Genomic DNA, 24,320 nt, shown 5'->3' on the forward strand with positions numbered 1-24,320 from the left:
AAACGCCGGGGGTCAGCTCGTTTCCAGATCGTTCAGCGCGTTGCCATGCCGGTCCCGGATCACCTTCTTGTCGATCTTGCCGGTGGCCGTCATCGGGACGGGTTCGAAGAAGATCCGATCCGGCATCCACCATTTGGCGATCCGGGCTTCGAGATAGGCGCGCACGCTGTCTTCGGAAAGCTCCACTCCGTCATGCGCCTCGATCAGCATGATCGGCCGTTCTTCCCACTTTGGATGATAGACGCCGGCGACCGCGGCCACCTTTACCCCCGGGCAGCCTGCCGCGGTGTTTTCCAGGTCGATCGAGCTGATCCATTCCCCGCCGGATTTGATCACGTCCTTCTTGCGGTCGGTGATCCGCATGAAGCCCAGTTCGTCGATGGTTGAAATATCGCCGGTATCGAACCAGCCATCGGCGTCGCAGGCGCTCTTGTCGGTCCGGTAATAGCGTTCCAGCACCCATGGGCCGCGAACCATCAGCGCCCCGGAAGCCTCGCCATCATGAGGCAGTTCGTTGCCTTCCTCATCGACGATCTTCATCTCGATGCCGAACATCATCCGGCCCTGACGAGTCCAGATCTGTTCCAGCTCGGCGTCGCGCCCCCGCTCCGCAAGGGCAGGGGTGGAGGTGGCGACCACCCCCAATGGGCAGGTTTCGGTCATGCCCCAGATTTGCTGGACGGTGACGCCAAGCTTGTCGAAGGCGACCGCCATGTCGCGCGGAACGGCCGATCCGCCGATGATGACGCGCTGCAAGGTGCCCGGCGAACCGCCGGTGCGCTCCAGATGATCCAGATACATGGTCCAGATCGTCGGCACCCCGCCGGAGAAGGTGACGCCTTCATCCTCGATCAGCTTCTGCAGGCTTGCGCCATCGAACTTGTCGCAGGGGAAGACGAATTTCACGCCATTGATCGGCCCGGCGAAGGGCAGGCCCCAGGCGGTTGCGTGGTAGAGCGACTGGCACGGCATCACCACGTCGAAAGCGGAAAAGCCTAACGCACCGCTGAGGCCGGCCGCGAAGCCGTGGAGAACTACCGAACGGTGGGTGTAGAGAACGCCCTTCGGGTCGCCGGTCGTTCCCGAAGTGTAGCACAGGAACGCGGCGGTGTTTTCATCGAATACCGGCCATTTGTAGCTTTCCGGTTGCCCGGCTATCAGATCCTCATAGCCCTCGTAGCCGTCGAGCGTGCGCTCGCTGTCGGTCAGCAGTATCACCTTTTCGACAGTGCTGAGTTCGTCGCGGATACGCTCGTAGATCGGCACCATGTTCCGGTCGAGCAGCAGGACCCGGCTGCCCGCATGGTTGATGGTGTAGATCAGATGGTCGTCCGGCAGGCGGGGATTGGCGGTATGGACCACAAGCCCCATGCCCGGCGCGGCATAGAACAGTTCGAAATGGCGGTGCGTATTCCACGAGAGGGTGCTGATCCGGTCGCCCGCCTTCAAGCCCAGGCCTGCGAGCATATGCGCCGCTTGCGCCACGCGCCGCATGGTGCCGGCATAGTCGCTGCGCCAGATCGGCTCGTCCACATTCTTCGACACGATTTCCCGCGTGCCGTGCGCCGTCGCGGCAAAGCGGAGTATATCGATGATCGCCAGGGGGCGATCCTGCATCAGTCCCGGCAGCATTCCCACTCTCCCTTACAGCGCGATGCGCTTGAGGAACGGGATGACCAGTTCCACGAAGCGCTCGCGCATTTCGATCTGCGTCCAGTGTCCGCAATTTCCGAAAACATGCAACTCGCTATTGGGAATGACTTCATTGAAACGGATCGAGCGTTCGACCGGGACGATCACGTCTTCGCGTCCATGAACGATCAGCGTCGGGTGCGGCATCGCACTCAGCTTGTCATCGCTGGTGGACAGCTCCGTCAGCCAGCGCTGGCGCGGCCCCGGAAACAGGCTGGAATATTTCTCATGCGCGCCCGGCCGGATGCTGGCCTCGTAGCGGGAGCGGACGATTTCCTCCTTCACCAGGCTGGGGTCGTGGGCGAATGTCCGCATCAGTTCGCGCATGTTGTCGATGCTCGGCTCATAGCCCCAGACTTCCTGCAGGCCTTGGGTCATCTGGAATTCCGCGCGGCCGGCCGAGCCCATCAGCACGATCCCGCCGACACGGTCCGGGTGTCGTGTTGCAAGCGCCAGGGTCAACGCCCCGCCATAGGAATTGCCGATGAAATGGGCCTTGGCGATACCCAGGGCATCCATGAAGCCGATCAGGTGAGCGACCCAGCGATCCATCGAGAAACCGTCGATGTCATCGGGAAAATCGGTGTAGCCGAAGCCCAGGGTGTCCGGTGCGTAACAATGGAAATGCTGAGAGAAATCAGGGATAACGCCCCGCCAGTTCGCATAGGCTGTCACCCCCGGGCCGGAGCCGTGGATAAGGATCAGCGGGGTTCCGCTGCCTGCGGTGATATAGTTGGTGCCGATGCCATTCACATCGACGTTCTGGCCGATTTCGGGATTGTCGCTCACGGTCTCTCCAAATCTTTCTTGTTCGAAATCTACTTACAACATCGTGGTGCCGCCGTTGACGCTGATGACCTGACCCGTGACGAAAGCGGCTTCGTCCCTGGCGAGATAGGCCACCATCGAGGCGACTTCCTCCATCTTCGCGCCCCGGCCCATTGGAATGATCGAATAGACTTTCTCGATCATTTCGGGGTTCACGGCGCGGATATCCTCTACCTGCGGTGTATCGACCACGCAGGGCGCCACGGTGTTGACGGTGATGCCGTCGCGCGCGAATTCGCGCGCCAGGCCCGTGGTCATCCCATGCATGCCGCCCTTGGCCGCATTATAGGCCGCATGATCGACGAGGCCATTGCGAACGCTGTCCGCCCCGAGATTGATGATGCGGCCCCATCCTGCGGCCTTCATGTGGGGAAGGGCATGCCAGCTGCACCAGATGGCTGTCCAGAGGTTGCGGTCGACCGTTTCCACCAGGGTTTCCGGCGTATGGTCGAGAAACGGCCGCAGAATACCGCCGCCCGCATTGTTCACCAGAATATCGATCCGCCCGAAGCGCTCCACAGTCTGCGCGATCAGCCTGCCTGCGACTTCCTCGCTTGCGAGATTGCCGCCGAAGGCGATGGCGTCGGCCGCGCCGATGTCATCAGCCGCGGCACGGGCGTTTTCTTCGTGCAGATCGGTCAGCACGATCCGCGCGCCTTCATCGTGAAGCCGCTTGCCGATGGCCTTGCCGATGCCCCGTCCGGCGCCCGTCACGACCGCTATTTTTCCCCGCAACGCGCCCTCAGCCATGGTGTGCAAGGATCTTTCCGGTCTTGCCGAAGCGCGGGTCGGGCAGGCTGCCCCAGGTGTCGAGCACTTCCGGCTTGGGTTCGAGAATGCGAGGCTCACGCCCACCCACTTCCTCGATCTCCTCCATGCCGAAACTGTATTCCACCGTCATCTGGTCGGGGTCGAGATAATAGATGAAGATGCTGGTCGAGGGCAGATGCCGCCCCGGACCGAACACGATCGGGACATCGGCTTTCTTCATCCGGTTCATTGCCCGGCCGACATCGTCGATATCGGTGACCATGAAGTTGATATGATTGAGATTGTCCCTTTCGCCCTGCAGCAATGCGAAGGTGTGATGAAGCGAATTGGGCCATGCGCGAATGAAGGCGATGCGGCCGGGGACATGATCGGAGATGGCAAAGCCCAGATCCTCGATCCAGAATTTATGCGCCTTCGAGTAATCCGCGACATTCAGCACGACATGGCCCAGCCGGGCGATCCTGGCGACGGTCGGCTCGAAAGCGTCCGGCGCGATTTCCTGGCCCACATAGAAATCGACCAGCAGGTTCGTGTCCGGATTGACGAAGGTGAAGCCGGCTTCGACCTTGCGCGTGGCGCACTCGTCCGGCTGCGACCATTTCGGCGCATAGCCGAGCGTTTCGATATGCGTGAAGGCCTTGTCCAGTTCGGCGCGGCTTTCCAGTTCGAAGCCTACGGCCGCCAGGCCGGCTTCCGGCCCTTCGGTGAGGATCAGGTCGTAGGGCTTGTCGCTGCAGCGCAGCCAGACTTCGCCGTCAGGCCCGCTATCGCGCTTGAGGCCGACCAGATCTTCATAGAAGTGGATGGACGCCGCCAGATCCGTGACCTGAAGCCGGGCATAGCCCAGACGGGAATAGCGGATCGGGTGCTGGGTGGTCTGGGTCATAGAAAATTCCCCATTCACAGAATGATGCTGATGCGCGCGTGTGGGCGCAGGGCTTCCATATCCAGAACGCAGGTTTTCTTCTGGATCTTCAGTTCGCCATCGCGTTCGACTATCTCGTAGAGATAATGGCCTACGAAGATGTCGTGGGTTATGTCCTTCGCGCGCGAAGCCATGAAACTTGCCTTGGCGCGGATGATGCCGTCATCCCTGTGCGCGATGACATTGCCGACCATGTGGCGGACCTTGGAGCGCGGCCATTCGCTGTGCGCCCCCTGGCTTTTTAGGCGAATGACTCGCTCTTCCATGCGGTTGCGGTCATCGATCACATAGAACAGCGAGGTATCGGGGCTGGCGGTGTCGCCGTCCACATCGCTGGGCGGCACGTAATAATGCGCGTCCTCGGTGTAGAGAGTGAGCCATTCGTCCAGCTTCCAGCTGTCCAGCAGGTCGGCTTCGCGGATAAGAAGGTTCTCGACCTGCAATCGCAGCAAGGTGGCCTCGTCGATCGTGCGTTCCATCGTCAGGCTCATCCTTCATACTCCGTCAAGCGGCGTTCCCACTCGATCCAGAAAGCGCGCATCTGCATTTCGTCGTCGTAGGATGGGGCGCCGTCGCGTGCCATGCCCTTGGAAATATCGTTGTAGAGGCCGGTATCTCCGACCGCGTAGCCGATCTGGCATTTCTCGATCGCCTCGACATCGTCAGGCGTGGCGAAGCCGCCGGGGCCGAGGAATTCGGTGAAATTGAACAGACGGTATTTGCGCAGCCATTCGCTTTCCTCCTTGGGAGCAAGCGCCCAGGCATTCACCTCCATGTAATTCGCCGCGGTGGGGAAGAAAGTGCGCACCGTAATCGCCATGATGTCGTTGATGACGAGATTGGGAAAAATCACCATGTTCCGATTCTTGCGCGCAAGGCGTTCCGCGCGGGCCTCGCCCAGGCGCGCGACCAGTTCGCCGTAGATCCTGTCGATCTCCACCTTGCCTTCTTCGCCCCAGAGCGGAACCCAGCTTGCGATAGGGCGGCCCCATGGCGCGCCATATTCGATCACCGCATGGCCTTTCTTGAGATCGATGCCCGTGCCTTCCAGCGGGGTCGCGCCCAGCGCGCCATTGGCGTTCTTGAGATATTCGAGATAGGTCGAATGAGTGCAGGCGGCGTGATACCCGTCGAAGCTGTTTTCGGCGAGCAGCTTCCAGTTCCCGCGAATGGCATATTCCTGGGTGCCGCCCACCACCGTCATGCCCGAGGCGCTGTGCTGGGAGACAAGGTCGATATAATCGCCCGCGTCCGCCAGATAAGTGTCCAGATCCTCGCCATCCTGGGCGAAGCTGATGAAGAAGAAGTCGCCCCGACGCGCCAGGCGTGGGACATGGGTCATCTGCTTCTGCGGGTCCTGCTTGAACCCCTTGGCATAGCCGGAGGCGCCGGGCAGCGTCATCAGGTGGCCATCCGCGCCGAAGGTCCAGCCGTGATACATGCACATGAAGGCGGGCGATTTGCCGTGGCGCTCACGGCAAACCATCGCACCGCGATGCGGACATGAATTGAACAGCGCATGGAATTCGCCTGCCCGGTCACGTGTGAACAGGATGGGCCGGCGTGCGACCGTGCGGGTTACGAAATTGCCCGGTTCCGGCAGTTCGGAAGCATGGCCGAGATAGAGCCAGCAGCGATTGAAAATCGCCTGATATTCCTTCTCGAAAATCGCCGGGTCCGTGAAAGCGCGACGAGGCACAAGAAATTGCGACTTGTCGACATCATTGATAATCCGCGTTTCGAAGCCCATCACACATCCTCTTGAACGATCATTATTGCCGGCAACGTTTGGTGCCCGACAAGATGGCCATTGAAAGATACCGAGCGCTTGGTATGTAAAATGCACCGGCTGCTGTCAAGTCAGATTCGTTGAGGCAGTCTGGACCCTTGTGGTCCTGGTTTGAAGCAAAAACGCCGTTTTCTGGCGGGAGAGAACGTTAATGAGCGAAAATTGGGAAATTGCCGCAATCAGGCTGCGCGAGGCATATCGCACCGGCCAGGTTGCGCCTCTCCGCGATCTGATCGAGCCGGCGGATGGCGAGGGCGCCTATGCGATCCAGGCCATCAATACGCGGCATTGGCAGGAAAGCGGCCGCAGGATCGTAGGCCGCAAGGTGGGCCTGACGGCAAAGGCCGTGCAGCAGCAACTGGGCGTCTCCCAGCCGGATTTCGGCATCCTGTTCGAGGATATGCGTGTCGCCAATGGCGGTGTCGCGGATGCCGGCAGATTTCTCCAGCCCAAGGCCGAGGCCGAAATCGCCCTGGTCCTCAAGGCTGACCTGCCGGAAGGAAGCGCGATCAGTCAGGATGACCTGGCCGCCTGCGTTGGCGAGGTGCGCGCCGCGATCGAAATCGTCGATAGCCGTATCGCGGACTGGAAGATAAGTTTCGCCGATACGGTGTCGGACAACGGCTCGTCCGCCGCCTTCGTCCTGAGCGACGATGCCTTGGCGCTCGACGGCGCGGATCTCTACAGTTGCGGCATGGTGCTGGAACGGAACGGTGAGATCGCCTCGATCGGCGCGGGCGCCGCTTGCCTGGGCCATCCGCTTGCGGCGGCGACCTGGCTGGCCAATACTCTCCAGGGGCAGGGCGACCGCCTGCGCGTGGGCGACATCATTCTGACAGGAGCGCTTGGCCCCATGGTCGCGCTCCAGCCGGGCGACCATATTCGCGCGGTGGTGGGCGGCATCGGCGAAGTTTCCTTCTCATATGGCGAGCAGAAATGATCAAGACCAAGGTAGCAATCATCGGTTCCGGCAATATCGGCACCGACCTGATGATAAAGATCATGCGCTTGTCCAAGGTGCTCGAAATGGGCGCCTTCGTCGGCATCGACCCCGAATCGGACGGCTTGAAACGGGCCGAGCGGATGGGAGTGCCGATCACGGCCGAAGGGCTGGACGGCTTGCTGGCCATGCCGGAATTCGCGGACATACAGATCGTGTTCGACGCCACCTCCGCCGGGGCGCACAAGCGCCATAGCGAGGCTTTGATCGCGGCCGGCAAGCGCGTGATCGATCTCACTCCGGCGGCTATCGGCCCCTATACGATTCCCCCGGTCAATGGGGACGCGCATCTCGACGCGCCCAATGTCAACATGGTGACTTGCGGCGGGCAGGCGACGATTCCCATCGTCCATGCGATAGATCGGGTGGCGAAGGTCCGTTACGGGGAAATCGTCGCCTCGATCTCGTCGAAATCGGCCGGCCCCGGCACGCGCGCCAATATCGACGAATTTACCGAAACCACCAGTCAGGCAATCGTGGAAGTGGGCGGAGCGGAGCGGGGCAAGGCGATCATCATCCTCAACCCTGCCGAACCGCCCTTAATCATGCGCGATACCGTCTATTGCCTGTGCGATGACGGCGACCGCGATGCGATTGCTAGATCCGTCGAGGAGATGGTCGAGGAAGTTCGCAAATATGTGCCGGGCTATCGGCTCAAGCAGGCTGTGCAGTTCGAGCATATCGGTTCCAACAAGCCGCTGAGAATCCCCGAGATGGGCGGCGAATATACGGGCCTGAAAGTGACGGTGTTCCTCGAGGTGGAGGGCGCGGGCCATTACCTGCCGCCCTATGCCGGCAATCTCGACATCATGACCTCGGCCGCGCTGGCGACCGCCGAGCGGATCGCGCAGCGCATTCATGCAGGAGCCGCGGCATGACCGACCCCAAAGGCAAGCTCTATATCCAGGACGTCACTCTGCGCGATGGAATGCACGCCATCCGCCATCAATATGGGCTGGACCATGTCCGGGCGATTGCCCGGGCGCTCGACCGGGCCGGAGTGGATGCGATCGAAGTGGCGCATGGCGACGGTCTGTCCGGCGGCAGCTTCAACTATGGCTTCGGGGCGCATACCGATTGGGACTGGATTGCCGCCGTTGCCGAGGTTCTGGAAAAGTCCGTTCTGACCACTTTGCTGATCCCGGGGATCGGCACAATCCACGATCTCAAGCGGGCCTACGATCTCGGCGTGCGTTCGGTGCGGGTGGCGACCCATTGCACGGAGGCGGATGTCTCCAGGCAGCATATCGAATATGCCCGGGGGCTGGGCATGGATGTGTCGGGCTTCCTGATGATGAGCCACATGACTGCGCCGGATGCGCTGGCCCAGCAGGCGCTGCTGATGGAAAGGTATGGCGCCCACTGCGTTTATGTGACCGATAGCGGCGGCGCCATGACGATGGATCAGTATGGTGCGCGGGTGCGGGCCTATGACCGGGTTCTCAAGCCCGAGACGCAGCGCGGCGTTCATGCCCACCACAATCTGTCGCTGGGCGTCGCCAATTCCATCGTTGCCGTCCAGAACGGAGCGATCCGGGTGGACGCCAGCCTTGCGGGCATGGGTGCGGGCGCCGGCAATGCGCCGCTGGAGGTGTTCATTGCCGCCGCCGATGTGCATGGCTGGGATCACGGCTGCGACCTGTTCGCCTTGATGGACGCAGCGGAAGAACTGGTCCGTCCGTTGCAGGACCGCCCGGTTCAGGTCGATCGCGAAACGCTGACTCTGGGTTATGCGGGCGTCTATTCCAGCTTCCTGCGCCATGCCGAGAAGGCCAGCGCGGAACATGGCATCGACACGCGCGAGATCCTCGTGGAGCTGGGACGCCGCCGCATGGTCGGCGGGCAGGAGGACATGATCGTCGACGTGGCGCTGGATCTCGTGAAGAGCCGTTCGGAAAATGGCTGAGCCGACAGCGGAGCAGCAGGCCATTGTCCAGCAGGCGGCCCGTGGATTGGGCCGGGCAGGGTTGGTCCATGCCTTTGGCCATGTCAGCCTGCGGCTGGATGCGGGCAGTTTTCTGGTGTGTGCCGCGCGCCCGCTGGAACTTGTCGGAGACTTGCCGGGGACTGTCTGCCCGGTGGACGGGCAACTGCCGGAAGGCGTGCTGGGCGAAGTTCGCATTCATCAGCGGATCTATGCGCGCCGGGCGGAGATCGGCGCGGTTTGCCGGATCATGCCGCCCGCGCTGATGGCGCTATCGACCCAGGGCGTCGTTCCACGCCCGCGCCACGGCATTGGCGCCTATTTCGACCGATTGCCGCTATGGCCCGATCCGCGCCTGCTGCGCGACGATGCGGCGGCGGATGCATTGGTGGAAATGCTGGGCGATGCGCCGGCTATCGTGATGCGCGGCAACGGCGCGGTTGTCGCCGCCGAGACGATGCCGAAGGCCACGACGCTGGCCTGGTTCCTGGAAGATGCCGCGCGCGTCGAGCGGGATGTGCGGGCGATGGGCTTCGCGCCCGAAAGCGGCCTGCTCGATGCCGGGGAGACTGCCGCGCGGCAGGTCTGGGCCGGTCAGGTCGCGGAACGCATGTGGGATTGGCTGACGCGCTAGAAAGCAGGCATAAGCCTGCCGGGGAGTGAAAGGTCCCGTATGCGCGAATCGCCGGATGTTTCCCTACCCGACCTTTGGGCGGCCAATGCCTGGCGGCCGATCTTTGCGAAACTGCGCGCGGAAAACCCTGTCAGCCATTGTCCGCGAAGCGCTTATGGCCCTTACTGGTCGATCGTGCGCCACAATGACGTGATCGACATAGAAAATGATCCGGAGCGCTTCTCCTCGGCGTCTGAAAATGGCGGCATCGTGATTTCAGACACCCGGGCGGAGGGTGTGCAACTGGGCATGTTCATAGCCATGGACGGCCCGGAACATGCGCGAAAAAGAAAGGTTGTTTCCCCCGCGTTCACTCCATCCGGCGTGAAAGGCATGGCGGGATCGCTGCGGCAACGCACTGGCGAGCTGCTCGACAGGCTTCCCGTAGGGCAGCGGCTGGATTGGGTTCGCAGCGTCTCGATTCCATTGACGACGGCGATGATCGCGACCTTGTTCGACTTCCCATGGGAGGAACGGGACAAACTTTCGCTATGGTCGGACTGGGTCGCGAGGTTCGAAATCAGTGACGACACCCAACTGAACCTGGAGCGCGAGCGGCAGATGCTGGCGATGGCTGCCCGCTTCGGCGAGCTTTATCGGGTGCGGGGCGCCGCATCTGCGGGGGACGACCTGCTTTCCATAATGGCGCATTCGGACGCCTTTGGAGTGCTGGATCGCAAGGCATTCATGGGAGCCATCGCCCTGCTGCTGGTGGGCGGCAACGACACGACCCGCCATTCCATGTCCGGCCTGATCGAGCAGATCGACCTGTTCCCCGAGGCGTGGGCGCGGGTCAAGGCCGACCCGGCCAGACTGGTTTCCGGCGCCGCGACCGAGACGATCCGCCTGCAGACTCCCCTTTCGCATATGCGCCGCACTGCTACGCGCGATGTCGAACTGCACGGCAAGTCGATCCGCAAGGGCGACAAGGTGGTGCTGTGGTATAATTCCGGCAATCGCGACGAAGCGGTGTTTCCCGATGCGGATCGCTGGGACCCGGCGCGGGAGAACTCCCGTCGGCACCTGTCGTTCGGCCATGGCGTCCATCGCTGCCTGGGCGCGCGTCTGGCGGAATTGCAGGTCGCCAGGCTGGTCGAGGAAATGGCCAGGCGGAACATGGAAGTGAGGATCGTGGGCGAGCCGGAACGGCTGCCGTCCTGCTTCATCAACGGGTTTGAGCGAATGCCGGTGGAGATCGCTCGCAAGCTCGATTGACCCGCTGTGAGCGGGCGTGCTCGATGAAAATACGTATCATATAAACGCAAAATCTGGTATCTCGATTGGGATAAGCACAAGAAGGCTTATTCAATAATCGGGATAGAGGATTGAAAAATGACCACAATCGATCTTGATCGAGAGGCTCTTGAGTCGCTCGACGTATCGCGCGCGGAACTGTGGCAGGCCAATGCATGGCGGCCGCTTTTCACGCGGCTCAGGGCGGAAGATCCGGTAAGCTATTGCCCTGAAAGTTTCTTCGGCCCGTATTGGTCGATCACCCGTTATGACGACATCGTCGCCGTGGAGTCGGACCCGGCGACATTCTCCTCGTCCTGGGAACATGGTGGCATTGTCATTTTCGACATGCAGGACACGGGCGTCCAGCTTCGCATGTTCATTGCCATGGATGATCCGGAACATGCCGAGAAGCGCAAGGCGGTCGCCCCGGCCGTCACCCCTTCCGAGATCGCCAAGCTTACCGGCGCGTTGCGCCAGCGGACCGAGGATATTCTCGATGGATTGCCGGTCGGGGAGCCGTTCGACTGGGTCCATAATGTCTCGATCCCGCTGACGACCGCGATGATCGCCACCCTGTTCGATTTCCCATGGGAAGAGCGCGACAAGCTGCCGGAATGGTCGGACTGGGCGGCCAAGATCGACATTGGCCCCGATCCCGTGCTGAATGCGGAGCGGGAGCGCCATGTGTTCGAAATGGCGGCGCGCTTCAGGGAAATCTACGAGGAGCGCCGGGCCGCTCCGCCCAAGGCGGACCTGCTTTCCATGATGGCGCATTCCGATTCCTATGGCGATATGGACGAGCAGCGCTTCATCGGCGCGATCGCGCTGCTGCTGGTGGGCGGCAACGACACCACCCGCAATTCGATGTCCGGCCTGATCGATCAGATCAACAAGTTCCCCGATGCCTGGGCGCAAGTGAAATCCGATCCCGCCAGGCTGGCGTCGGGCGCGGCGACCGAGACGATCCGCCTGCAGACGCCGATCGCGCATATGCGCCGCACTGCGACTCGCGACGTTGAATTTCAGGGGAAGCAGGTCAGCAAGGGCGACAAGCTCGTGCTGTGGTATAATTCCGGCAATCGCGACGAAGCCGTGTTTCCCGATGCGGATCGCTGGAACCCGGCGCGGGAAAATTCCCGGCGGCATCTGTCGTTCGGCTACGGCATCCATCGCTGCCTGGGCGCGCGCCTAGCGGAATTGCAGGTCGCGACGCTGGTCGAGGAAATGGCCAGGCGGGACATGGAGGTGAAAATCGTGGGCGAGCCGGAACGGCTGCCGTCCTGCTTCACCAATGGCTTCGAGCATCTCCCGGTCACGGTGAGCCGCGGCGATGGCTGAACCGTTCCGCCGCTACAAATGCCTCAATTGCGGCTATGTCTATGACGAGGCGGAAGGCTGGCCCGAAGATGGCATTCCGGCGGGCACGCGCTGGGAAGACGTATCCGAGGACTGGATCTGCCCCGAATGCGGCTCCGAGAAGCGCGATTTCGACATGATCGACTGGGAATGAGGGAAGGGCTGGCTACGCGGGCCGGCCCCTCCTCATCCTATCAGAGCGAACGGCCAATCAGTTCCTTCATGATTTCGGACGTGCCGCCATAAATCCGGCGTATGCGCGCATCGCGCCAGACGCGGGCGATGGGATATTCGTTCATATAGCCCGCGCCGCCATGCAATTGCAGGGCCGCGTCGCAGGCTTCCCATTGCATCTCGGTGTGCCAGTATTTGGCGCAGGCCGCTTCCTCGATGGACAGTTCGCCCCTGATGTGGCGGGCAATCGCCCAGTCGAGATGCGACCAGCCCACCTGGAGCTTCGCCTTGAGATCGGCCAGGGTGAAGCGGGTGTTCTGGAAATCGAACACCTTCTTGCCGAATGCGTTGCGGTCCTTGGTGAAGCCGATGGCTTCGTCATAGGCGCGCTGGGCGGCCGCCTGCGAGCTGAGGGCGATGGACAGCCGTTCCTGCGCCAGTTCGCTGACCAGATAGATGAAGCCGCGATTGACTTCGCCGATCACATTGCTGGCGGGCACACGCACATCGTTGAAGAACAGCTCCGACGTGTCGGCCATCCATTGGCCCACCTTGTCCAGATTGCGCCCGCGCGCGAAGCCTTCGCGATCCGCCTCGATCAGGATCAGCGACGTGCCCTTGGCCCCCAGTTCCGGCTCCGTCTTGCAGACGGTGAGGACGATGTCGGCGTTCTGGCCGTTGGTGATGTAGGTCTTGGAACCGTTGATGATGTAATCGTCGCCATCGCGGCGGGCGGTGGTGCGCACGCCCTGCAGATCGGAACCGGCGCCCGGTTCGGTCATGGCGATGGCGGTGATCGCCTCGCCCGTCACCATCTTCGGCAGCCAGCGCTGCTTTAGCTCCTCGCTGGCATAATGCAGCAGATAGGGCTGGGTGACGTCGTTATGCAGGGTGAAGGAATCCGCCAGCGAGGCATAGGTCAGCTCTTCATTGACGATGGCGTTGAACGTGAAGTCCAGGCCCAGGCCGCCATATTCTTCCGGCATGTTGGGGCAGAGCAGGCCCGCCTCGCCGGCCTTCAGCCAGAATTCGCGGGGGAGCTGGCCGGCTTCCTCATATTCTTCGATATGCGGGGTCAGTTCGCGCGCGGCGAACTGGCGCACAGTCTCGCGGAAGGCGCGATGGTCTTCATTATACAGGCTGGAATCGTCACGCTGCAGCATAGTCCGTCAGGCTCCCTTATGCAGGCGCTTATGGCAAGGTGAGGTGGGGCAAACAACAAAAAACGTAAGCAGGTTTACCAAAGCCAATTTCTATTCGGCTTCGTCCGTGGCGTGGGAACGTCACCCTGCCGCAGCCAGCCAAAAAACCCGTGCGGAGTCGGCTTGGCAGGCCCTGTCCCTGGCGATAGGGTTGCAATGATGACAGCGGGTCCCGAAGGCTCTATGCGCCGGGTCGAGATTGTCGTTTGTGTGTACTGGAAATGGGGACCTGATGAAGAAGCTCTATCCCAACGCCGCCGCCGCCCTCGATGGGGTTCTTCGCGACGGTATTCTTATCGCTGCGGGCGGTTTCGGCCTGTGCGGCATTCCCGAAAGGCTGCTCGACGCCATTCGCGACAGCGGCGTGAAGGATCTCACCTTCGCCAGCAACAATGCCGGTATCGACAATGAAGGCATCGGCAAGCTGCTGCGCACGAAGCAGGTGAAGAAGATGATCTCTTCCTATGTCGGCGAGAACAAGGAATTCGAGCGTCAGTATCTTGCCGGCGAACTGGAGGTGGAATTCTGCCCCCAGGGCACGCTGGCTGAGCGCATGCGCGCCGGTGGCGCGGGCATCCCCGGCTTCTTCACCAAGACCGGCGTCGGCACGCAGGTGGCCGAAGGCAAGGAAGTGAAGAATTTCTATGGCCAGGATTACATTCTGGAACGCGGCATTTTTGCTGACCTGTCGATCGTGAAGGCCTGGAAGGCCGACGAAACCGGCAACCTCGTGTTCCGCAAGACGGCCCGCAATTTCAACGTGCCCGCTGCCACCTGCGGCAAGGTCTGCGTGGTGGAAGTGGAGGAGATCGTCCCGACCGGATCGCTCGACCCGGACAGCATCCACCTGCCAGGCGTCTATGTCCAGCGCGTGATCCTGGGCGCGCCCTATGACAAGAAGATTGAATTTCGTACCGTCCGTGAAAGGGAGGCCGCCTGATGAGCACGCAAGAAACCATCGCCAAGGGCTGGACCCGCGACCAGATGGCCGCTCGCGCCGCCAAGGAATTGCAGGACGGCTTCTACGTCAATCTCGGCATCGGCATTCCCACCCTGGTGGCGAATCATATTCCGGCCGGGATCACGGTTACGCTCCAGTCCGAGAACGGGATGCTCGGCATCGGGCCGTTCCCCTATGACGATGAAGTCGATCCCGACCTCATCAACGCCGGCAAGCAGACCATCAGCGAGCTGCCGCAGTCGGCCTATTTCGACAGCGCCGCCAGCTTCGCGATGATCCGCGGCGGCCATATCGACCTGACCGTGCTGGGCGCCATGGAAGTGGCCGAGAACGGCGACATCGCCAACTGGATGATCCCGGGCAAGATGATCAAGGGCATGGGCGGCGCGATGGATCTTGTTGCCGGCGTGAAGAAGATCATCGTGGTGATGGAGCACACCAGCAAGAACGGCGATCCCAAGTTCATCCCGGCCTGCACCCTGCCGCTCACCGGCAAGAACGTGGTCGACATGATCGTGACCGACCTGTGCGTGTTCCAGCGCCCCGACCACGACAGCCCGTTTAAGCTGATCGAGCTGGCCCCCGGCGTTACCGCCGAGGAAGTGGCCGCGAAGACCACGGCCCATTACGTCAGCTGAGGAGAAGGCAATGGCCGAGCTTGCGGATATTCCGCTCAAGCGGATCGATGGCAGTGAGGACAGGCTGGCCAATCATGCCGGCAAGGTCCTGCTGGTGGTCAATGTCGCGTCGAAATGCGGCCTGACGCCCCAATATGAAGGGCTGGAAAAGCTGTATCGGCAATATCGCGATCGCGGTTTCGAGGTGCTGGGCTTCCCCGCCAATGATTTCGGGGCGCAGGAGCCGGGCACCCATGAGGAGATCGCGGAGTTCTGCTCGGTCAATTACAGCGTGTCCTTCCCCCTGTTCGCCAAGGCGGATGTGACCGGGCCGGACAAGCAACCGCTTTATGCCGCGCTTACCTCCGCCGCGCCGGAAAAGAAGGGCGAGGCGGAGAGCTTCCGCGAGAAGCTGCGCGGATATGGCATGACCCCGACCGAAGACCCTGAAGTGCTGTGGAATTTCGAGAAATTCATCATCGGCCGGGACGGCAGGGTTGCGGCCCGCTTCGCTCCCGCCACGACCCCGGACGATCCGGAACTGGTCGGCGCGCTGGAAGCCGAACTGGCGAAATAAGCGCCTCAGGCGTTTCTCTTTCGCACAAGAACAAGGGGCGGGTCCGCGATGGCCCCACCCCTTTTCATTTCGGGCTTCAAGAGAATGGCGGGAAGCGTTTGAACGCCTCCCGCCCTTTCAATGCCTTGCGTTGCCGGTCCTCAGCCTACCCGCCCGAGGCGGTGGTAGAGGTTGGCGTATTTCGACGCTTCCGGATCGTCCTGCACCTCGCGCACATAGTAAGCGATGGCGTTGCGGATAAGCCGGAAGTCTTCGCTCGAAAAAACTGCGCGGGAACGTTGCGGTTCTGACATTGCTCTTGCTCCTTGAGCCGATTCGCTGCCTCAGGCGGCGAACTGGTTCATCGTGTTGTCCTTGCCGGCGGCCTTGAGAGCGGCTTCGCCAGCAAAGTATTCCTTGTGGTCGTCGCCGATATCGGAACCGGACATGTTCTGGTGCTTCACGCACGCGATGCCCTGGCGAATCTCCTTGCGCTGCACGCCGGCAACATAACCGAGCATGCCCTGTTCGCCGAAATATTCCTTGGCGAGGTTGTCGGTCGACAGCGCCGCAGTGTGATAGGTCGGCAGGGTGATCAGGTGGTGGAAGATGCCGGCGCGGGCCGCAGCGTCCTTCTGGAAGGTGCGGATTCTGTCGTCGGCGGCGGCCGAAAGCTCGGATTCGTCGTATTCGGCGCTCATCAGCTTGGCGCGGTCATAGGCCGACACGTCCTTGCCTTCCTTCTCCCAGGCATCGAACACCTGCTGGCGGAAGTTGAGCGTCCAGTTGAACGACGGCGAGTTGTTGTAGGCCAGCTTGGCATTCGGGATGACTTCGCGAATGCGGTCGACCATGCCCGCGATCTGTTCGATATGCGGCTTCTCGGTTTCGATCCACAGCAGGTCCGCGCCGTTCTGCAGCGAGGTGATGCAGTCCAGCACGCAGCGGTCTTCGCCGGTGCCCGGGCGGAACTGGAAGAGGTTGGAAGGCAGGCGCTTGGGACGCAGCAGCTTGCCGCCGCGGTTGATGAGGACATCGCCCGGGTTGCCGGCGCCTTCGACTTCCTCGCAATCGAGGAAGCTGTTGTACTGGTCGCCGATGTCGCCCGGCTCGCGGGTGAAGGCGATCTGCTTGGTCAGGCCAGCGCCGAGCGAGTCGGTGCGGGCGACGATGATGCCGTCCTCGACGCCCATTTCCATGAAGGCGTAACGCAGCGCGCGGATCTTCGCGAGGAAGTCCTCATGCGGAACGGTGACCTTGCCGTCCTGGTGGCCGCACTGCTTTTCGTCGGAAACCTGGTTTTCGATCTGCAGGGCGCAGGCGCCGGCTTCGATCATCTTCTTGGCGAGCAGGTAGGTCGCTTCGGCATTGCCGAAACCGGCGTCGATGTCCGCGATGATCGGAACGACATGGGTTTCGTAATTGTCGATCTGATGCTGGACCTGCTTAGCCTTGACTTCGTCGCCAGCTTCACGGGCTGCGTCGAGTTCGCGGAACAGGAGGCCAAGCTCGCGGGCGTCAGCCTGCTTGAGGAAGGTGTAGATTTCCTCGATCAGCGCGGGAACGGTGGTCTTCTCGTGCATCGACTGGTCGGGCAGGGGGCCGAAATCGCTGCGCAGCGCGGCGACCATCCAGCCGGACAGATAGATGTAGCGGCGCTTGGTGGTGCCGAAATGCTTCTTGATCGAGATCAGCTTCTGCTGGGCGACGAAGCCGTGCCAGCAGCCGAGCGACTGGGTGTAGTTCGCCGGGTCCGCATCATAGGCGGCCATGTCTTCCCGCATGATCTTCGCGGTGTAGCGCGCGATGTCCACGCCGGTCTTGAAGCGGTTCTGCAAGCGCATCCGGGTGATGGATTCTGCGTCGATGCCGCTCCAGGGAGCGCCCTGGGCGGAGATGCTGGAAGCAAGCTGTTCGATTTCAGCCTGATAGGTCATTGATCGATTCCCATGATTGGATTGGCGATGGGGCGCCTTTGGCCGGGTTTTTTGCACTGCGAAAGCAGGCGCGGTGTCGATATGTAAAACTTTACAAAAATATTCTGTAATATTGTAAAGAGTGTCACCGCTGTTACGGATTCGGAAAAACCATGGCCCGCAATGCAATCTATATGGGACCGCGCCTCAAGCGCCTGCGCCGGGACCTGGCGCTGACCCAGTCCAACATGGCCGCCGATCTGGAAATCTCGCCGTCCTATGTCGCGCTGATGGAGCGCAACCAGCGGCCGATCACGGCGGAACTGCTGCTCAAGCTCGCCAAGACCTATCGCATCGACATCGCTGCGCTGGCCGACGATGGCGGGGAAGAGCTGGCAGGGCGGCTGCAGGCGGTGCTGCGCGAGCCGATCTTCGCGGATATCGACCTGCCCGCGCTGGATGTCGCCGACATCGCCACCAGCTATCCCGGCTTCGCCGAAGCGCTGCTGCGGCTTCATACCGCCTATGGGGAAGAGCAGCTGGCGCTGGCGCAGAACCGCGAGCTGACCAGCGGGCCGGGCGATGCCGCTGCCATGTCCGACCCAGTGGCGGAGGCGCGCAATTTCCTGGCGGCCCGGCGCAATTGCTTCCCGGCCCTGGATGAGAATGCGCAGGCCGTCGCGGAAGAGGCATCGGGGCTGGATGCGCTGGCGGCCCGGCTCAAGGAGAAGCACGGCTTGCGGGTGCGTTTCGTCGATCCGGAAATCATGCTCGGCTCGCTGCGCTGGCACGACAGCCACCGGGAACAGGTGTTCGTCAGCCGCCTGCTGGATCATGCGGCGCGCAAGTTCCAGCTGGCCTTGCAGCTCGCCCTGCTGGAAGCGCGCGGGGTGGTGGACCGGCAATTGGCGGAAGGCCGCTTCGGCAGCGACAATGCTCGCCGCCTCACGCGCAGGGCGCTGCTGAACTACTGGGCGGCCGCCTTGCTGATGCCCTATCGCCCTTTCGCCAAGGCGGCCCGGCAATATCGCCACGACATAGAATCGCTGTCGCGTGAGTTCGGCGCGAGCTTCGAGCAGGTGGCTCACCGGCTGACCACCCTGCAAAAGCCGGGCGAGGAAGGCGTGCCGTTCTTCTTCCTGCGGATCGACCGCGCGGGCAATGTGTCCAAGCGGCTCGATGGGGCGGGGTTTCCCTTCGCCCGCCATGGCGGAGCCTGCCCGCTGTGGAATGTCCACACCGCCTGCGAAACGCCGGGCCGGATCGTGACGCAATGGCTGGAATTGCCGGACGGCCAGCGCTTCTTTTCCGTTGCCCGGACCGTCTCCGCGGGCGGGGGCGCTTACAATGCCCCGGTCGCGCGGCGCACGGTCGCTCTGGCCTGCGCGGCGGAACATGCTCCGCTGCTGGTCTATGCGGACGGGCGGCAGGAAGACGAACCGACCCCGATCGGTGTGGCGTGCCATCTGTGCCATCGCCCGCGCTGCATCGCGCGCGCCGCGCCGCCGATCGGGCGGGAGATGCGGCCGGACGATTTCCGCGACACGGGCTTGCCCTTCGCCTTCGCCGGCGATTAGGCGGTCAGACCACGAAATTCACCAGCCGCTTGGGCACGAAGATCACGCGCCGCTCGGTCTTGCCCTCGAGATAGGGTGCGACCTTGTCCTCCGCGCGGGCCGTGGCGACCACGTCGGCTTCCCCGGCGTCGGCGGCGATGTCGATGGTGCCGCGCAGCTTGCCGTTCACCTGGATCGAATAGGTGATCTCGTCCTTCACCAAGAAGGCCGGATCCGGCTCGGGCCAGCTTTCGAAGAAGATGCTGCGCGCGCCGCCGAAGGCATTGCGCCACAGCAATTCGGCCATATGCGGCGCGAACGAGCCCAGCACCTTGGCGAATTCGGCCATGACATAGCGCATGACCGGCAGTTCCCCTGCCTCCGCCTCGTTCACCAGCGGGCGCAGCTCGCCTATGAAGCCGTGCAGGCGCGCCACGGCGTTGTGGAAGCCACGCCGTTCCTCGATGTCGGCGGCCACTTCCAGCGCCAGCCTGGCCAGCTCGCCCATCGCCTTGCGCTCGCGGCCCGTGACGATCTCCGGCAGAGTGGGCGGGGTATCGCCCGCCAGCTTGCCGCACAGGTCCCAGATCTGGGCGAGGAAACGCTGTTTGCCTTCGATCCCGGAGTCGTTCCAGTCGATATCGCGGCGCAGCGGGGTGTCCGCCAGGATGTAGAGCCGCAGCGCATCGGCGCCGTATCTGTCGATGGTCTCGGTCGGCACCACGACATTGCCCTTGGACTTCGACATCTTGGAGCCGCCCAGGCGGACCATGCCGTTGTCCAGGAAATTGCGGACCGGCTCCGGTTCCGGCGTGCGGCCGATGTCGTGCAGGAAGCGGCTGATGAAGCGGAAATAGATCAGGTGCTGCGAGGCATGCTCCAGCCCGCCGACATAATAGTCGATCGGCATCCACTCATCCGCATGTTCCTTGGTCCACGGCGCATTGGCATTTTTCGCGTCGAGGAAGCGCCAAGCGTACCAGGACGAACACATGAAAGTGTCCATCGTGTCGGTTTCACGCCGGGCCGGCTCGCCTGTGCCGGGCCAGGTGGTTTCGACGAAGCCGGGCGCGCTGGCCATCGCCGCGCCGGAGCCCTTGCTGAAATCCGGGTTGCTGGGGAGCAGGACGGGCAGTTCCGGCGCCTTGGCCCAGCCATGCTCCTCCGAATGGATCATCGGGATCGGTGCCCCCCAGAAGCGCTGGCGGGAGATCAGCCAGTCGCGCAGGCGGAAGTTGACCTTGCGGCGGCCAAGGCCCTGTTCCGCCACGTAGTCTATGATCTTCTGCTTCGCTTCCTCGCTGCGCAGGCCGGTGAAGGGGCCGGAATCATGCATGAAGCCGGGGTCGGTATAGGCTTCGGGCAGTTCAGCCGGTTCCACGCCAGCCTTGGGCAGGATCACCTGCTTGATCGGCAGGCCTTCCGACACCGCGAAGGAGAAGTCGCGCGCGTCATGCGCGGGCACGTTCATGATCGCCCCGGAACCATAGCCACCCAGCACATATTCGCTGACATAGATCGGCACGATCTCGCCGGTCAGCGGATTGCGGCAGGACCGGCCCAGCGCGACGCCGGTGCGCTCCGCGCTTTCGCGTTCCACCTCGCCACGCCCGCTCGCCCATTCGGCATAGTTCGCCACGGCGTCCTTCTGTTCCGGGCTGGCCAGTTCCAGCGCCAGCGGATGCTCCGGCGCCAGCGTGACCGAGGTCACGCCGAACAGCGTATCGGCGCGGGTGGTGTAGACGGTGATGGCGGCATCGCCGCCTTCCACCGGGAAGTCGATCTCCACGCCCTCGCTGCGGCCGATCCAGCCCTTCTGGACGGCGATCGCCTCGTCCGACCAGTGGCCGCGCAAGCTTTCCAGCCCATCCCACAGCGCCTGGGCGTATTTGGTGATGCGGATATACCATTGCGGCAGCAGGCGGCGCTCGATCACCGCGCCGGAGCGCCAGCCGCGCCCGTCGATCACCTGCTCGTTCGCCAGCACGGTTTCGTCGACCGGGTCCCAGTTCACCCAGCCTTCGGCGCGATAGACCAGATCGTGATCGTAAAGCTCCTGGAACAGCCACTGGGTCCATTTGTAATATTCCGGCGAGGCGGAATTGATCTCATGGGTGAGATCGAAGGAGAAGCCGACCCGGTTGAGCTGCTCGTCCTTCATTTTGCGGATGTTCTCCGCGGTCCACAGCGCGGGGTCGACATTGTTCTGGATCGCGGCGTTTTCGGCGGGCAGGCCGAATGCGTCCCAGCCCAGCGGATGCAGCACATTATAGCCGCGCAGGCGCGAAAGCCGCGCGATCACGTCGGAGATCGTATAGACCCGGACATGGCCCATATGCGCATTGCCGGACGGGTAGGGGAACATGCCCAGCACATAGCGGCGCTTGGGATTTCCGCTGTCGAGATCGCAGCGATCGACATTCTCCGCGGCCCAGTGGGACCGCGCCGTTTCCTCGATCTCCGCGAATGCGGACCTGTAGGGCTGCGACAACACGCTGTCTGACATCAATTCCATCCGGCTAAGACAAGGCAGTGCCCTCTATGCGGATCGTCCCGACAGGGCAACCGGGCTTTGCACCGCGCCGCGATTGCATAGGCGGCGTGGCTGTGCGAAGGGTGCGGAAATCGGTATTTCGAAAGACGTCCCAATCGCCGAGGGCAGTTCGGGCTATTTCGCAAGCGGGCAATGGGACCGGCCGGAAGCCATGACTGACGACCTCGCTCTCCTCCTGGCGCGGATGCAATTTGCATTCACCGTCAGCTTCCACTTCATCTTTCCCGCCTTCTCCATAGGCCTCGCCAGCTATCTCGCCGTGCTGGAGGGATTGTGGCTCAAGACCGGCAAGGCGCTTTACCTGGACCTGTTCCGCTATTGGCTGAAGATCTTCGCGATCGCCTTCGCCATGGGCGTCGTCTCCGGCATCGTGATGTCCTATCAGTTCGGCACCAACTGGTCGGTGTTTTCCGACAAGGCCGGGGGCGTGATCGGCCCGCTGATGGCCTATGAGGTGCTGACCGCCTTCTTTCTGGAAGCCGGATTCCTCGGCGTCATGCTGTTCGGGATGAACAAGGTGGGCAGGGGGCTGCATTTCGCGGCCACGCTGATGGTCGCCGTGGGCACCTTCATTTCCGCTTTCTGGATTCTGTCGGTGAACAGCTGGATGCAGACGCCGACGGGTTACGAGATCGGGCCGCAGGGGCAATTCCTCCCCGGCGAAAGCTGGCTGGCCATCATCTTCAATCCGAGCTTTCCCTACCGCCTCGTTCATACGGTGATCGCCGCCTATCTGACCACCGCGCTGGCGGTGGGCGCGGTGGGAGCCTGGCATCTGCTGCGGGATCGCGCCAATGCGCATGGGCGCAAGATGTTTTCGATGGCGATGTGGATGGCGGCGCTGGTCGCCCCGGTGCAGATCTTCGCGGGCGACCTGCACGGCCTCAATACGCTGGAGCACCAGCCGGCCAAGGTGATGGCGATGGAAGGGCACTTCCAAAGCCATCCCGAGGGCGCGCCTTTCTACATCGTCGGCCTTCCCGATCAGGATGCTCAGGAAATCAGGTTTCCCGTAGCTATTCCAAAGGCTTCGTCCCTGATCCTCAAGCACGATCCGAATGCCCCGCTGGCTGGGCTGGATACGGTGCCGCGCGCGAACCAGCCCCCCGTCGCCATTGTGTTCTGGGCCTTCCGGATCATGGTCGGACTGGGCCTGGCGATGTTCGCGCTCGGTTTGTGGAGCCTGCTCGCGCGCTGGCGCGGCAAGCTCTACGACTGGCCCTTGCTGCATCGCGCCGCGATCGTGATGGGCCCGTCCGGCTTCGTTGCCGTGATCGCAGGCTGGGTGGTGACGGAAGTGGGCCGCCAGCCCTGGACGGTCTATGGATTGCTGCGGACATCGGAAAGCGCCAGCCCGCTGAATGCGCCTGCGGTGGGGGCATCCCTGCTGGCCTTCATCGCGGTTTACACAATCGTGTTCGGCGTGGGCATCTGGTATATTCTGCGCCTGATGCGCGAAGGGCCGCATTCCGATGAGCGAGCGCTGGACGCGGCGGAGCCTCCTATCCGCAGCGCGGGCATCACTCCCGGCCTTCCGCCTGGAATGATGGGTGGCGGCATGCCGGAAGTTTCCGGGCGGGAGCGCGAATCATGAGCCTGGATCTGACCATGGTATGGGCCGTCGTCATCGCCTTCGCCGTATTCATGTATGTCGTGATGGATGGCTTCGACCTCGGCATCGGCATTCTGTTTCCGTCCTTTGCGGTGGGGGAAGAGCGCGATCAGGCCATGAATTCCATCGCCCCGGTGTGGGACGGCAACGAGACCTGGCTGGTGCTCGGCGGCGGCGGCTTGTTCGCGGCATTCCCGCTTGCCTATGCAGTGATATTGCCGGCCACCTATCCTCTGGTCATCGCGATGCTGCTGGGCCTGATATTCCGGGGGGTGGCCTTCGAGTTCCGCTGGCGCGATCCCGGGCATCGCAAATGGTGGGACGCGGCATTCTCGGGCGGCTCGCTGCTGGCTGCGCTGACGCAGGGCATGATACTGGGCGCGATCCTGCAGGGCATCGAGGTCCGGGATCGCGCCTATGCCGGAAGCTGGTTCGACTGGCTGACGCCTTACACACTGCTCACGGGGCTGGGCGTGACGGCGGGCTATGCGCTGCTCGGCGCGCTGTGGCTGGCGATCAAGGTCGAGGGAACGGCCGAGGACCACGCCTATCGCCTGGCGAAGCGGGCGGCCGCCGCGACCATGGTGCTGCTGCTGGCGGTCAGCGCGGCGACGCCGTTCCTCGCGGTGCAATATCGTGATCGCTGGTTCGACTGGCCGGAAATCGCATTTGCCAGCCAGGTGCCGCTGCTGTGCGCCATACTCTTTGCGATATTGTTCCATGCGCTGGCCAGGCGGCGCGCGGGGCGGGGCTTCCTCGCGGCGCTGGGGATATTCCTGCTGGGCATGATCGGCCTCGGAATATCTATGTGGCCCTATGCCGTGCCCGAAGCCCTCACCATCTGGGATGCGGCTGCTCCGGAGAGGAGCCAGATATTCATGCTGGTCGGCGTGGCGATCATCATGCCGGTGATCCTGGGCTACACCGGATGGGCCTATTGGGTGTTTCGCGGCAAGGTGAGCGAGGGGTATCATTGAT

General features: G+C 62.6%; 23 protein-coding genes. 13 read left to right on the forward strand and 10 right to left on the reverse strand.

Going from position 1 to position 24,320, the window contains the following annotated elements; translation table 11 throughout:
* Positions 1 to 12 precede the first annotated feature (12 nt).
* From U8326_RS03550 to U8326_RS03575, 6 genes are read right to left on the reverse strand one after another with little or no spacing between them, the layout of a single operon-like run.
* On the reverse strand, positions 13 to 1,632 hold the full coding sequence (locus tag U8326_RS03550) for a long-chain fatty acid--CoA ligase (protein WP_324742397.1): 1,620 nt from the start codon (positions 1,630 to 1,632) through the stop codon (positions 13 to 15).
* Between the two features lie 12 nt (positions 1,633 to 1,644).
* Positions 1,645 to 2,481: an alpha/beta hydrolase gene (locus tag U8326_RS03555; RefSeq protein WP_324742398.1), complete on the reverse strand. Its 837-nt coding sequence runs from the start codon at positions 2,479 to 2,481 to the stop codon at positions 1,645 to 1,647.
* A gap of 33 nt (positions 2,482 to 2,514) precedes the next feature.
* On the reverse strand, positions 2,515 to 3,234 hold the full coding sequence (locus U8326_RS03560; RefSeq protein ID WP_324742399.1) for an SDR family NAD(P)-dependent oxidoreductase: 720 nt from the start codon (positions 3,232 to 3,234) through the stop codon (positions 2,515 to 2,517).
* A 28-nt stretch (positions 3,235 to 3,262) separates the two neighbouring features.
* Complete coding sequence (locus U8326_RS03565; RefSeq protein WP_324742400.1) at positions 3,263 to 4,177, reverse strand: VOC family protein; 915 nt, start codon at positions 4,175 to 4,177, stop codon at positions 3,263 to 3,265.
* 14 nt (positions 4,178 to 4,191) lie between these two features.
* Entirely contained in the window at positions 4,192 to 4,707 is a 516-nt protein-coding gene (locus U8326_RS03570) for an aromatic-ring-hydroxylating dioxygenase subunit beta (RefSeq protein WP_324742401.1), read from the reverse strand.
* Positions 4,704 to 5,966, reverse strand: coding sequence for an aromatic ring-hydroxylating oxygenase subunit alpha (locus U8326_RS03575; RefSeq protein WP_324742402.1), 1,263 nt, complete (start codon positions 5,964 to 5,966; stop codon positions 4,704 to 4,706). The genes U8326_RS03570 and U8326_RS03575 overlap by 4 nt, the downstream gene beginning before the upstream one ends.
* A gap of 190 nt (positions 5,967 to 6,156) precedes the next feature.
* Here U8326_RS03575 and U8326_RS03580 point away from each other — a divergent pair, with 190 nt between their 5' ends.
* The 7 genes from U8326_RS03580 (at position 6,157) to U8326_RS03610 (ending at position 12,348) form a co-directional block, all read left to right on the forward strand.
* Positions 6,157 to 6,945, forward strand: a complete 789-nt coding sequence (locus U8326_RS03580) for a 2-keto-4-pentenoate hydratase (RefSeq protein ID WP_324742403.1) — start codon at positions 6,157 to 6,159, stop codon at positions 6,943 to 6,945.
* Entirely contained in the window at positions 6,942 to 7,883 is a 942-nt protein-coding gene (locus U8326_RS03585; RefSeq protein WP_324742404.1) for an acetaldehyde dehydrogenase (acetylating), read from the forward strand. Before U8326_RS03580 ends, U8326_RS03585 begins: the two co-directional genes overlap by 4 nt.
* A complete protein-coding gene (dmpG, locus tag U8326_RS03590) occupies positions 7,880 to 8,911 on the forward strand; it encodes a 4-hydroxy-2-oxovalerate aldolase (RefSeq protein ID WP_324742405.1) in 1,032 nt (343 codons plus the stop codon). The genes U8326_RS03585 and dmpG overlap by 4 nt, the downstream gene beginning before the upstream one ends.
* Positions 8,904 to 9,563, forward strand: a complete 660-nt coding sequence (locus U8326_RS03595) for a class II aldolase/adducin family protein (RefSeq protein ID WP_324742406.1) — start codon at positions 8,904 to 8,906, stop codon at positions 9,561 to 9,563. The genes dmpG and U8326_RS03595 overlap by 8 nt, the downstream gene beginning before the upstream one ends.
* A gap of 39 nt (positions 9,564 to 9,602) precedes the next feature.
* Positions 9,603 to 10,817 (forward strand): cytochrome P450, encoded by a 1,215-nt coding sequence (locus tag U8326_RS03600; protein ID WP_324742407.1) that lies wholly within the window; start codon positions 9,603 to 9,605, stop codon positions 10,815 to 10,817.
* A 117-nt stretch (positions 10,818 to 10,934) separates the two neighbouring features.
* On the forward strand, positions 10,935 to 12,176 hold the full coding sequence (locus U8326_RS03605; RefSeq protein ID WP_324742408.1) for a cytochrome P450: 1,242 nt from the start codon (positions 10,935 to 10,937) through the stop codon (positions 12,174 to 12,176).
* On the forward strand, positions 12,169 to 12,348 hold the full coding sequence (locus tag U8326_RS03610) for a rubredoxin (protein WP_324742410.1): 180 nt from the start codon (positions 12,169 to 12,171) through the stop codon (positions 12,346 to 12,348). The genes U8326_RS03605 and U8326_RS03610 overlap by 8 nt, the downstream gene beginning before the upstream one ends.
* Before the next feature lie 40 nt (positions 12,349 to 12,388).
* On the opposite strand, the gene U8326_RS03615 is transcribed toward U8326_RS03610, so the two are convergent.
* The gene (locus U8326_RS03615; RefSeq protein ID WP_324742412.1) at positions 12,389 to 13,531 is read right to left on the reverse strand and encodes an acyl-CoA dehydrogenase family protein; all 1,143 of its coding nucleotides are present in this window, start codon (positions 13,529 to 13,531) and stop codon (positions 12,389 to 12,391) included.
* A gap of 271 nt (positions 13,532 to 13,802) precedes the next feature.
* On the opposite strand from U8326_RS03615, the gene U8326_RS03620 reads away from it, so the two are divergent.
* Genes U8326_RS03620 through U8326_RS03630 form a run of 3 tightly spaced genes read left to right on the forward strand, consistent with a single transcriptional unit; the run spans position 13,803 to position 15,725 of the window.
* A complete protein-coding gene (locus U8326_RS03620) occupies positions 13,803 to 14,510 on the forward strand; it encodes a CoA transferase subunit A (RefSeq protein WP_324742413.1) in 708 nt (235 codons plus the stop codon).
* On the forward strand, positions 14,510 to 15,169 hold the full coding sequence (locus tag U8326_RS03625) for a CoA transferase subunit B (RefSeq protein WP_324742414.1): 660 nt from the start codon (positions 14,510 to 14,512) through the stop codon (positions 15,167 to 15,169). The genes U8326_RS03620 and U8326_RS03625 overlap by 1 nt, the downstream gene beginning before the upstream one ends.
* Before the next feature lie 10 nt (positions 15,170 to 15,179).
* Entirely contained in the window at positions 15,180 to 15,725 is a 546-nt protein-coding gene (locus tag U8326_RS03630) for a glutathione peroxidase (RefSeq protein WP_324742415.1), read from the forward strand.
* Positions 15,726 to 15,865: 140 nt separating this feature from the next.
* On the opposite strand, the gene U8326_RS03635 is transcribed toward U8326_RS03630, so the two are convergent.
* Entirely contained in the window at positions 15,866 to 16,018 is a 153-nt protein-coding gene (locus tag U8326_RS03635; protein WP_324742416.1) for a hypothetical protein, read from the reverse strand.
* A 30-nt stretch (positions 16,019 to 16,048) separates the two neighbouring features.
* Positions 16,049 to 17,641, reverse strand: coding sequence for an isocitrate lyase (locus U8326_RS03640; protein WP_324742417.1), 1,593 nt, complete (start codon positions 17,639 to 17,641; stop codon positions 16,049 to 16,051).
* Between the two features lie 152 nt (positions 17,642 to 17,793).
* Here U8326_RS03640 and U8326_RS03645 point away from each other — a divergent pair, with 152 nt between their 5' ends.
* Positions 17,794 to 19,197: a helix-turn-helix domain-containing protein gene (locus tag U8326_RS03645; RefSeq protein ID WP_324742418.1), complete on the forward strand. Its 1,404-nt coding sequence runs from the start codon at positions 17,794 to 17,796 to the stop codon at positions 19,195 to 19,197.
* A 4-nt stretch (positions 19,198 to 19,201) separates the two neighbouring features.
* Here U8326_RS03645 and leuS read toward each other — a convergent pair whose 3' ends face one another.
* The gene (leuS, locus tag U8326_RS03650) at positions 19,202 to 21,682 is read right to left on the reverse strand and encodes a leucine--tRNA ligase (RefSeq protein WP_324742419.1); all 2,481 of its coding nucleotides are present in this window, start codon (positions 21,680 to 21,682) and stop codon (positions 19,202 to 19,204) included.
* Between the two features lie 199 nt (positions 21,683 to 21,881).
* On the opposite strand from leuS, the gene U8326_RS03655 reads away from it, so the two are divergent.
* Both U8326_RS03655 and cydB read left to right on the forward strand, forming a co-directional pair.
* On the forward strand, positions 21,882 to 23,324 hold the full coding sequence (locus U8326_RS03655) for a cytochrome ubiquinol oxidase subunit I (RefSeq protein WP_324742420.1): 1,443 nt from the start codon (positions 21,882 to 21,884) through the stop codon (positions 23,322 to 23,324).
* Positions 23,321 to 24,319: a cytochrome d ubiquinol oxidase subunit II gene (gene cydB, locus U8326_RS03660; RefSeq protein WP_324742421.1), complete on the forward strand. Its 999-nt coding sequence runs from the start codon at positions 23,321 to 23,323 to the stop codon at positions 24,317 to 24,319. Before U8326_RS03655 ends, cydB begins: the two co-directional genes overlap by 4 nt.
* Position 24,320 lies beyond the last annotated feature (1 nt).

This window comes from Tsuneonella sp. CC-YZS046 (genome assembly GCF_035581365.1).
GTDB lineage: Bacteria > Pseudomonadota > Alphaproteobacteria > Sphingomonadales > Sphingomonadaceae > JAWKXU01.